The 9,475-nt window shown below is 45.7% G+C and carries 10 protein-coding genes; 3 read left to right on the forward strand and 7 right to left on the reverse strand.

What is annotated here, in order from left to right; all coding sequences use genetic code 11:
• Nucleotides 1-100: 100 nt before the first annotated feature.
• From C6G87_RS08210 to acnB, 5 genes are all read right to left on the reverse strand, one after another.
• Nucleotides 101-934 (reverse strand): cysteine ABC transporter substrate-binding protein, encoded by an 834-nt coding sequence (locus C6G87_RS08210; protein WP_104753005.1) that lies wholly within the window; start codon nt 932-934, stop codon nt 101-103.
• Nucleotides 935-978: 44 nt separating this feature from the next.
• A complete protein-coding gene (locus tag C6G87_RS08215) occupies nt 979-1,725 on the reverse strand; it encodes an amino acid ABC transporter ATP-binding protein (RefSeq protein WP_104753006.1) in 747 nt (248 codons plus the stop codon).
• A gap of 1 nt (nt 1,726) precedes the next feature.
• Nucleotides 1,727-2,407 (reverse strand): amino acid ABC transporter permease, encoded by a 681-nt coding sequence (locus tag C6G87_RS08220; protein ID WP_104753007.1) that lies wholly within the window; start codon nt 2,405-2,407, stop codon nt 1,727-1,729.
• Complete coding sequence (locus C6G87_RS08225) at nt 2,401-3,057, reverse strand: amino acid ABC transporter permease (RefSeq protein WP_104753008.1); 657 nt, start codon at nt 3,055-3,057, stop codon at nt 2,401-2,403. Before C6G87_RS08225 ends, C6G87_RS08220 begins: the two co-directional genes overlap by 7 nt.
• 66 nt (nt 3,058-3,123) lie before the next feature.
• On the reverse strand, nt 3,124-5,682 hold the full coding sequence (gene acnB, locus C6G87_RS08230; RefSeq protein WP_104753009.1) for a bifunctional aconitate hydratase 2/2-methylisocitrate dehydratase: 2,559 nt from the start codon (nt 5,680-5,682) through the stop codon (nt 3,124-3,126).
• 83 nt (nt 5,683-5,765) lie between these two features.
• On the opposite strand from acnB, the gene C6G87_RS08235 reads away from it, so the two are divergent.
• From C6G87_RS08235 to C6G87_RS08245, 3 genes are read left to right on the forward strand one after another with little or no spacing between them, the layout of a single operon-like run.
• Complete coding sequence (locus tag C6G87_RS08235) at nt 5,766-6,503, forward strand: hypothetical protein (RefSeq protein WP_104753010.1); 738 nt, start codon at nt 5,766-5,768, stop codon at nt 6,501-6,503.
• Nucleotides 6,504-6,512: 9 nt separating this feature from the next.
• A complete protein-coding gene (locus C6G87_RS08240) occupies nt 6,513-7,640 on the forward strand; it encodes a hypothetical protein (protein WP_104753011.1) in 1,128 nt (375 codons plus the stop codon).
• Between the two features lie 49 nt (nt 7,641-7,689).
• Nucleotides 7,690-8,376: an MqnA/MqnD/SBP family protein gene (locus C6G87_RS08245; RefSeq protein WP_104753012.1), complete on the forward strand. Its 687-nt coding sequence runs from the start codon at nt 7,690-7,692 to the stop codon at nt 8,374-8,376.
• Here C6G87_RS08245 and C6G87_RS08250 read toward each other — a convergent pair.
• Entirely contained in the window at nt 8,351-8,701 is a 351-nt protein-coding gene (locus C6G87_RS08250; RefSeq protein ID WP_104753013.1) for a hypothetical protein, read from the reverse strand. The genes C6G87_RS08245 and C6G87_RS08250 overlap by 26 nt on opposite strands.
• Nucleotides 8,702-9,236: 535 nt before the next feature.
• The coding region (locus C6G87_RS08910) for an SIMPL domain-containing protein (protein WP_158653142.1) at nt 9,237-9,475 on the reverse strand (239 nt) is incomplete at its 5' end.

The raw sequence follows: 9,475 nt of genomic DNA on the forward strand, positions 1-9,475 counted from the left end.
AAAGACGGACGAAAAGCTGTTGTAGTAAGGGACATGTGGGTGCTTAATTACTTGGGGGGTGGTGCTGGGTGGAAGGGGGGTGGTAGAAAAATGTGCAAAATCATTCAAAGATGATGGTTTTAGGATCGAGCGTATCCCCATAAACAGGCTTAAGCGTTGCTTCATAAGCTTCTTTAATAAAGCCATCCTTAGTGAGTGTGTCTATCTCTTTATTAAGCCAATCCAATAAAGCCTTATCGCCTTTTTTTACTGCTGGAGCAATGACATCTTGATCACCTAAACTAGGAATACCTACCTTAAATTCGGGGTTTTGCTTCACCCATGCAAATAAAAGCGTGTTATCGTGCGCTAGGGCTGCCCCACGGTTGTTTTTGAGTGCTAGAAAAGTTTCGGTATTCTGGTCGTATTTGAGCAAGGAAATCTTAGGATAATTTTTAGAAAAGTAAAAATCCGCTGTTGTACCCTTGTTCACAATCAAGGGTTTATCCTTGAGATCGTCTACACTTTTAATCACCCCGTCTTTAGAAACCACGCCCAAAGCCACTTTCATGTAGGGTTTGGCAAAGTCCACCACCGCTTCTCTCTCCTTGGTCTTGGTAAAATTAGCCATGATCACGTCTACTTTGTTAGACTTTAAAAACTCCACACGCGCCGCTGCTTCTACAGGTACGAACTCTATCTTCTTCTCATCGCCCAAAAGGTCTTTAGCCATGCGCTTAGCGATGTAGACATCAAACCCTTGATACTGCCCCTTGCTATCCACAAACCCGAAAGGGGGCTTATCGCTAAACACGCCTACTTTGAGCACCCCACGCTTTTTAATCAGCGCAACGCTATCCTCTTTGGTCTGCGCCTTGTGTTCACCACTACACCCCGCCAAACTTAAACCCAAAATCGCTAGAAAAATTCCAAAACCCTTCGCCCATGCCCGCATGCATACTCCTCAAAATCAAATGAGACTTTTTTAGCATAACAAACTCAACAATCCCCTAAAAAGTTAAAAATTTCTAAAAATTTCTGCGCTCTTTCCGATTGCGGAGACTCAAAAAATGCCTGTGGACTACTTTCTTCTAAAACATGACCTTGATCAAAGAAGACAATACGATGTGCTACTTTTTTTGCAAACTTCATCTCATGAGTTACAACAATCATGCTCATACCCTCTTGTGCCAACTCCAAAATTACCTCCAGCACTTCCTTAACCATCTCCGGATCAAGTGAGGCGGTTACTTCGTCAAAGAGCATGATCTCTGGTTGCATGCACAGCGCACGCACGATTGCCACACGTTGCTTTTGCCCTCCACTGAGTTCTCTAGGATGCGCATTTTTTTTATGCTCCAGTCCCACGCGTTTTAAAAGAGCTATCGCTTTATCTTCTACCTCTTCTTTGGCGCGCCTTTGTACCTTCATAGGTCCTAACAAAATATTTTGTAAAACATTCAAATGAGGAAAAAGCTCATAGCTTTGAAACACCATGCCAATCTTTTGACGGACTTTATTCCAATTAGTTTTGGGTGCACTGATCTCTTGCTGGTTAAAAAGAATCCGACCCTCTTGAATTTCTTCTAACCCATTCAGACATCTTAAAAAGGTGCTTTTCCCACACCCACTAGGTCCCAAGATTACCACAGCCTCCCCTTTTTCAAGCTTGAAATTAATGCCATCAAGCACCAAATGATCGCGGTAGTACTTCCTAAGTTGGATTGTTTCCAAAACAATAGCCATATTAGCCTCTATGATATTGGTATTTTTTCTCTAGGCTTTGACTCAAGTAAGATAAGGGGTAGCAGAGTGCAAAGTATAGAATAAAGATCACTCCGTACACATAGAAACTTGCATTAGGGATTTTTAAAATATTGATCTCAATAAGTTGTTGCCCCACTTTTAATAATTCCATTGCACCAATGAGCGACATTAAGGCTGTGGTCTTAATCATGCGTGTAAAAAGATTGATACTAGCAGGCAAGAGCGCTAAAAAAGCTTGAGGAAAAATAATAAGCCAAGTAGTTTGTGTCCCACTTAGTCCCAAAGCGCGCGCGCTCTGGATCTGGTGCATGCTTGTAGAAGTGAGCGCGCCTCTGGTTAAGTCCATCATCTCGGCCACTCCCCATGCCCCAAAGACAATAATACTTGCCCAAAGTGCATGTAAATGCCAGCCAAACAAAGTTGCCGATCCAAAAAAAACTAAGAAGAGCCATACCAAAAGCGGAATAATGCGTATGCTCTCCAAGTACACCCGACATAATCCTTTAAGCCATCTCCCCCCAAAAGCCATCACCACTCCTAAAGCGACCCCTCCTACTAACGCAATAATGATAGAGGCCAAAGCCACCTCTAGGGTCGTGAGCAGTCCCTCAATCAAGCGTGCTAAATTATCCCAATCAAAGACTGCTAAACCTTTTAGCATACATGCCTCTTATAATGCTTTTCTAACGCGACAAATAAAATACTTAAGGGCAGAAGCACGAGCAAGTAAGCGATCACAAGTAAAAGCAGTGCTTCGTCCGTTTTGTAATAAATGCCTATCACATCTTTAGCTACAAACATCACATCCACCAAAGCGATCGCGCTCACGACAGAACTTTCTTTGAGTAAAAAAATCACATTAGCCCCCAAAGAGGGCAAAGAAATCGCCAAGCTTTGAGGAAAGAGCACATGTTTTAGTGCCTGCAAACGGGTTAGCCCCAAACTGAGCGCGGATTCTAATTGTACCTTAGGCAGCGCCTTTAGCCCCAATAAAAAGCTTTCTGCCATATACCCCCCGCCCAAAAACGCGATCCCTACCACCGCGCAAGTCTTCGCGCTTAAAGAAAAACCTATTTCATTAAGCCCATAATAAAGGAAGAAAAGTTGGATGAGTAAGGGTGTGTTGCGCGCGATCTGTACATACGCGCCCAAGGGTTTGCTCCAAAAACCCGGAAAGTAAAGCCCCAATGCGCTTAAAAAACCCACCCCCAGCGCGCCCACAATGCCCGCAAAGGAAATATACAAGGTGAGCCAAAGCCCCCGCCCAAAGGCGGGCAGGACATGGTACATAAATTGCCAATCCAAATCCACAACGCAACCCTTTCATAAAAACCCCCTATCTTAGGGAAAATAGCTAAGGTTGCGCTTAAAGGCTCTTTAAAGTGCCATGGGCTCCATGAGGTGAAAATTCATATAGCGATAAATCTCCTCGCGGCGCGCTTCTAGCTTTTCAGCCACTAATCCTAGATACTCGCTAGGGGTGGGGATTTTACCCAAAAGCGCACACACCGCCCCCAGCTCCGCACTGCCCAAATACACTTGTGCGCCCTTGCCCATGCGGTTGTCAAAATTGCGCGTAGAAGTGGAGAACACCACGGCATTATCGCGCACCCGTGCTTGATTGCCCATGCACAAACTACACCCCGGGACCTCTGTGCGCGCCCCAGCAGCCCCAAAGATAGAAAAATACCCCTCTTTGATGAGTTGTTGCTCGTCCATTTTAGTGGGGGGCACCACCCAAAGGCGAATAGGGGATGCCCCTGCCCCCTTGACGATTTCGCCAAAGGCTCTAAAATGCCCAATATTGGTCATACAACTCCCAATAAAGACCTCATCAATCTTTTGGGGGCGTTTGGGGTTATTGAGCACTTCACTTAAAGTCGCCACATCGTCCGGATCGTTAGGGCATGCCAAAATGGGCTCTGTGATCTCATTAAGATCGATCTCAATCACGGCGGCGTACTCCGCATCTGGATCGGGCTCTAATAACACGGGGTTATCAATCCACTCTTGCATTTTTTGCGCCCGCCTTTTGAGGGTTTCTTTGTGCTCGTAGCCACTGGCAATCATCTGCTCAATGAGCTGAATGTTTGAGCTCAAATACTCAATGATAGGCTCTTTATTGAGTCGCACAGTGCAGGCGGCAGCACTCCTCTCGGCGCTCGCATCGCTAAACTCAAAAGCCTGTTCAATCTTGATATTGCCCAAGCCCTCAATCTCTAAAATCTTGCCATTGAAGATATTTTTCTTGCCCTTTTTCTCCACAGTGAGCAAGCCCTGTTTGATCGCATAATAGGGGATGGCATTGACTAAGTCTCTTAAAGTGATCCCCGGTTGCATTTGCCCCTTAAAACGCACCAACACGGACTCGGGCATGTTTAAAGGCATGGTGCCTGTAACCGCGGCAAAGGCGACTAACCCACTCCCAGCAGGGAAACTAATCCCAATGGGGAAACGCGTATGGCTATCCCCCCCCGTGCCTAGTGTATCGGGCAAGCCCATGCGATTAAGCCATGAATGAATAATCCCATCTTTAGGCTTGAGCGCCACCCCGCCCCTACTGGTAAAAAACTCCGGCAGAGTGGCTTGCAAGCTCACATCGGAGGGTTTAGGATAGGCGGCTGTGTGGCAGAAAGATTGCAAGACAAAATCGGCTTCAAAACTAAGGCTGGCAAGTTCTTTAACCTCATCTCTAGTCATCGCCCCCGTGGTGTCTTGACTGCCCACAGTAGTCGTAATGGGTTCGCAATAAGCCCCGGGGCGCACCCCCGCCACGCCACAAGCCCTGCCGACCATTTTTTGCGCTAGGGTGTAGCCTTTATGACTCTCTGCGGGTTGTTGGGGTTTGGCAAAGACTTCTGAGGGACCTAGCCCTAAGAATTTGCGCGCCTTGTTGGTCAAGCCCCGCCCAATAATCAAGGCGATACGCCCCCCGGCGCGGTATTCATCGGCTAGGGTGGTGGGCTCGAGTTTAAAGGTGCTCACCACCTGCCCCTGCTTGTAAATCTCACCCTTGTAAGGATACACCTCAATAATGTCGCCCTCATGCAAGTCTTTCACATCGGCAACTAGGGGCAGTGCGCCACTATCTTCACAAGTGGCAAAGAAAATCGGGGCAATGACCCCCCCAATCACCACGCTCCCCGTGCGCTTATTGGGCACATAGGGAATATCTTGTCCAAAATGCCACATGATGGAGTTAGTCGCGCTCTTACGCGAGCTCCCCGTGCCCACCACATCGCCCACATACACTACCGGCACGCCCTTAGACTTGATATTGGCTAACCTCTCTTGGTAATTCTCTATGCGGTTTTTGAGCATGGCGTTGGCGTGTAGGGGGATGTCGCTACGGGTAAAGGCATCGCTAGCCGGACTCAAATCGTCCGTATTGGTCTCCCCATCAATTTTGAGCACGCACAGCTCTAGTTTTTCGGGCAGGGCGGGTTTATTCAAAAACCACTCGGCATTTGCCCAAGATTCTAGCACCTCTTTAGCAAGTGCGTTTGTTTTACTCAAATTAGCGATGATTTCAAAAGAGTTATAGACTAAAAGCGTGGATTTTAACGCCTTGCACGCCTCTTTGGCGACCTCTGTATCTGTGCTTTGCAGTGCCTCGATCAACGGGCTGACATTATAACCGCCTAGCATTGTTCCCAAATAGCGCACCGCCTCAAGGGGGCTAAAGTGCGGACACTCTATTTTTTTAAGCGCAATCTGACCTAGAAACTGCGCCTTGACTTGTGCGCCCTCATCCACGCCCGGGCTCACGCGCTGAATCAATAAATCCTTAGCTAAGGCGCATTCTTGCATGTCTTTAGAGTGCAAAAGAATGTCTAGCACGCTTTTAACCTGTTTGGCATTCAAGGGTAGGGGGGGGATATTCTCTTGTGCGCGCTCCTGCTCGATGGTTTTGTATTCTTGGATGAATGTTTGCATACAACTCCTTGATAAAATAATGTCAGTCATAGTATATAATAATTTGAAACACTTGTAGAGTGCATGGCTTTAAGGATGATTTGATGTCTAATCTAGTTAAAATGCTCCCTCTAACTTGGCTAGCTTGCCAAATTCTCTTGGCTGACCCCCTAGATTTTAACACCCAATTTGAAATTCTAAAACAAGTGCGCTTGCACGCCCCCCTCCCCTTTCAAGCTCTCTTGGTGCAAGATCGCCACACAAAAATCCAGCAAGTGTTCTTAGCCGATCTGAAGAGCCCTTTAAAGGTGCAACTAAGCGAGGGCTTCATTTTGCCTAATAAAGAGGACAGCGCGCGGCTCAAGCAAATGCGCCGCCTAGCCATCAAACATAATTTTTTCACCAAACACAGCAAAGATTTTAAGACCTTGATCAAGACATTGCCCTATAACAATGTCATCACCCTAGAGCCTCTATCCGAACATGCCTCTAAGGAGTTTGTCTTGATTGTGAAGGGAGGGTTAAATGAAAAGTTGGTTTCTAAGCTAGCAGATAGGCTTAAAAACGCGCGGGTGTATCTGGTGTTGTTGGGCGCATTTCCAAACGAGGAGGGGCAGGAGGACGACTCCTTTGATGCAGCCACCTATCTCAAAGGCTTGCACATCACTGCTAGCACGCTAAAAAAACTCGCGCTCTTGAAGTTAGGTCTGCAAAATGTGAGTATAGACCCTCTAAAAGAGCCCTTTTTGGATCGCATCCAAGAGAATGTAGGTGTAGCGTCCGAACTGGGCTTGTTAGAGGGCATTGGTCCCTATTTGCCTTTATTTTATGAAATCCACTAAAGGAGTCTGATGCGTCTTGTCTGGTTATGCGTATGCGCTTTTGCTCTCTTAAGAAGTGCGGATTTAAGCGATGCACGCCTCTTAGAGATGACCCGTTTAGACAGCACATTTAATGTGCATATTTTGCAAAACAAAGAGAAAATTTTCACCGTTGTCGCCGATAGCAAGAGCGACAAAGTTTATGCTGTTGAGGATTTTTTAAAGCGCGCCACACCCAAACAAAAAGCCTTTATCCAAGCGCGTATGCAAGAGGCGCGCGCTCTAGCTGCTACGCCCCCTAAAATCAAACACCTCTTCAACGAAAGAATGAGTGAGAGTCAATATAACGATGAAGATGATGCGTTCATTCCTATGCATGTGGCTCTTTTATCCTTAAAGCCCCTACCCGGGACCAATTTTCAGATCGCCACCATCAAGGATTATGCACTAGCGCATGACGCTGAATTTTATGGGCAACAAACCCCCACCTACAGCACATGGCTTTTAGATCAAAACTTGAGTTTTGCTATCCGCCTTGAGCGCGCTTTTGGACCCAAGCAAGCCCTTCAAGAGATGACAAAAAGTATCCAATGGGCAAAAGAAGCCAGTGACCGCTATTACACCCATGATTTTAACACCCTCTTTGATCGCATCCCCAAGTCTAGTATCATCACTTTGCGCTCCAAAAACCCCCATGCCAAGCAACTCTACATCCTTTTAGCCACTGATAATGGCAAGAGTCTTAGCAGCGAAATGCGCGCCTACAAGCACAGCCTAGAGATCGTGAAGAACTTGCCCCAAATGCTCAAAAACGCGACCCTCCACCTAGTGCCCACACAGAGCAAATGGACTTACGATGCTCAGTACATAGAAGTTATGATTCAAAAAGCCCATTGTCTCAAGGACAACCACGCAAAAATCGCGTGGATTCAAGAGGTTTATAACGCCTTGACCCGTAGCGGTGAATACGGGGGTTGTCAGGACGGAGCAACTTATCTTGGAGACAAGTTTTGTAGCATTGCACCCAGTTGCCCCGCTTTAAAAGATTATGCAGAACAGCACGAATGGCTAGAGATCTTTTTTGGGCAGGGGGCTTGTGGGGATGGCGTGAAAGATTGGCATCCCCTGCCCATCGTCTATGAATACAAAGAGGATTGAGGGGTTTAAGCATGAGCTTTTGGGGTAGAATAGGGTAAAAAGGTTTGGCATGCGTTTTGGCAAGATCGCGTATTTGAATCTACTCCCCTTTGATGTGTTTATCAAAGCCTATCCCCTCCCTCTCTCAGGCTTTAAAACCTTTTTGCACTTGAGAAAAACCTATCCGGCCAAACTCAACCGGGATTTTCTCTTTAGGCGCATTGATGCGGGCTTTATCTCTTCTATTGCCAGCTTGCGCGCCCCACACGCCCTAGATTGTGGTATTGTAGCGTGCCAGGAAGTGCGTAGCGTATTGGTGGTGTATCAACTTCCTAGCACAGACAAGGAATCGGCCACTTCTAATGCGTTAGCTCAGGTTCTAAATTTGAGAGGGCGGGTACTCATTGGTGACAAAGCGTTGCGCCATTACTACCATGCACCATGCCCAAATTTTGATGATCTTGCTACGCTATGGTGGACAAAAACGCATTTACCCTTTGTGTTTGGCAGATTTTGTGCTAACAAACATCGCGATCTTTATGAGCGGATTGCCCGCGCTTTTAAAAATAAAAAAATTAAAATCCCACATTATGTTTTACAAAAGCGTGCCTTAGAAAGTGGTTTTTCTAGGGCACAGATTTTAGATTATCTCAAATATATTTCTTACAACATTCGTCCCAAAGAACATCAATCTTTAAAACGCTTCGCTCGCGTGTTATTATTTAAGAGTATTAAAACTCCCAAACGCTTCTTTTAATTGCTAGATCGCTTGCTGGATCGCTAACCTTGCACCCCCAAAGTCTAGCTATTGCCTTCATATTCAAGTCTTGAATGAAAATACGGCTGTATGATTTGTCTAGAAACATCGCCTCATTATCTCTTTTAATAGTTAAGATCTTAAGCCTACTATTGAGCTTGTATATCTTGACAAACTCAAGCGCATAGTCATTAAAAGAAATAGCGTTATCTTGGATGTTATAACCTATCCCTCTTTGAATGCAAAAAATGGATACAGAGCTATCTTTTTGAATCTGTGGGTTCTGCCCTATTTTTTGGAAAATCTTTTTATAAACCCTATCCATTCTCTCTACTTATTCCTGCATGGATTGAGTGCCCAAAGTTTTTAAAAATGCAAAGTGCGTTGTTCTTTTTAGTTTTGTGATGTGTTTTTAGCTTCATTGCGGCGCGAGCAGGATAAAGAACGCTCTTGAAAGCGATCTTCTCTCAGGTCTGTTATTAGGTTTTTGTGCCACTACTTAACTTTTTGAGTTCGCTCCGTATTTAGATGACATTATGTTAATGCCTACTTCCCTGAAAATGGGTAGCTAAAAAGGAGCAGACATGTTTATTCAGGATTTGAACATAGGACGACAAGTAATTGCAAAAATTGGGAGACATTAGAGCAAGAGCCAAAGAAGACAAGAAAAGTATGAACGATCGACTAGACTTGTGGGTTGGCTTTTAACATACTCCCCATAACTAAAGTAGTGGATTCTGAAGCTAAGAGACCTTACGGCGCGAGCTGTAAGACTGCATCTGCATTACTCTCAGTTGTATCTGTGAAAGCCATATAGAGCTATGAGATCCCATCTCAAGCCCTCTAGCGACTACTAAAGCCTAATGAGCGATGTGGCGCGCATAGCCGCGCACTTTTACACACTTCATACCCAAAACCCGCCAAAACCAAGGCCAAATCTCCTTGGTTACATTGATATTGATCAATTCTCCTTGCTTTGCGCCAAGTCCTCTAGCGTATGCGTTTGCCTGTTGTTGTGCCTGCTGCATCGCTCGCCGTTTGAAGTCTTCATTATGATCCTTACCATAGGGACAAGCAAAGTTATTGCAGACATACTCAT

Source organism: Helicobacter baculiformis (genome assembly GCF_900197685.1).
GTDB lineage: Bacteria > Campylobacterota > Campylobacteria > Campylobacterales > Helicobacteraceae > Helicobacter > Helicobacter baculiformis.

Coding starts and splice junctions, on each gene's coding strand:
- C6G87_RS08210 (WP_104753005.1), bottom strand. CDS start 934: ATGCGGGCATGGGCGAAGGGTTTTGGAATTTTTCTAGCGATTTTGGGT.
- C6G87_RS08215 (WP_104753006.1), bottom strand. CDS start 1,725: ATGGCTATTGTTTTGGAAACAATCCAACTTAGGAAGTACTACCGCGAT.
- C6G87_RS08220 (WP_104753007.1), bottom strand. CDS start 2,407: ATGCTAAAAGGTTTAGCAGTCTTTGATTGGGATAATTTAGCACGCTTG.
- acnB (WP_104753009.1), bottom strand. CDS start 5,682: ATGCAAACATTCATCCAAGAATACAAAACCATCGAGCAGGAGCGCGCA.
- C6G87_RS08235 (WP_104753010.1), top strand. CDS start 5,766: ATGTCTAATCTAGTTAAAATGCTCCCTCTAACTTGGCTAGCTTGCCAA.
- C6G87_RS08240 (WP_104753011.1), top strand. CDS start 6,513: ATGCGTCTTGTCTGGTTATGCGTATGCGCTTTTGCTCTCTTAAGAAGT.
- C6G87_RS08245 (WP_104753012.1), top strand. CDS start 7,690: ATGCGTTTTGGCAAGATCGCGTATTTGAATCTACTCCCCTTTGATGTG.
- C6G87_RS08250 (WP_104753013.1), bottom strand. CDS start 8,701: ATGGATAGGGTTTATAAAAAGATTTTCCAAAAAATAGGGCAGAACCCA.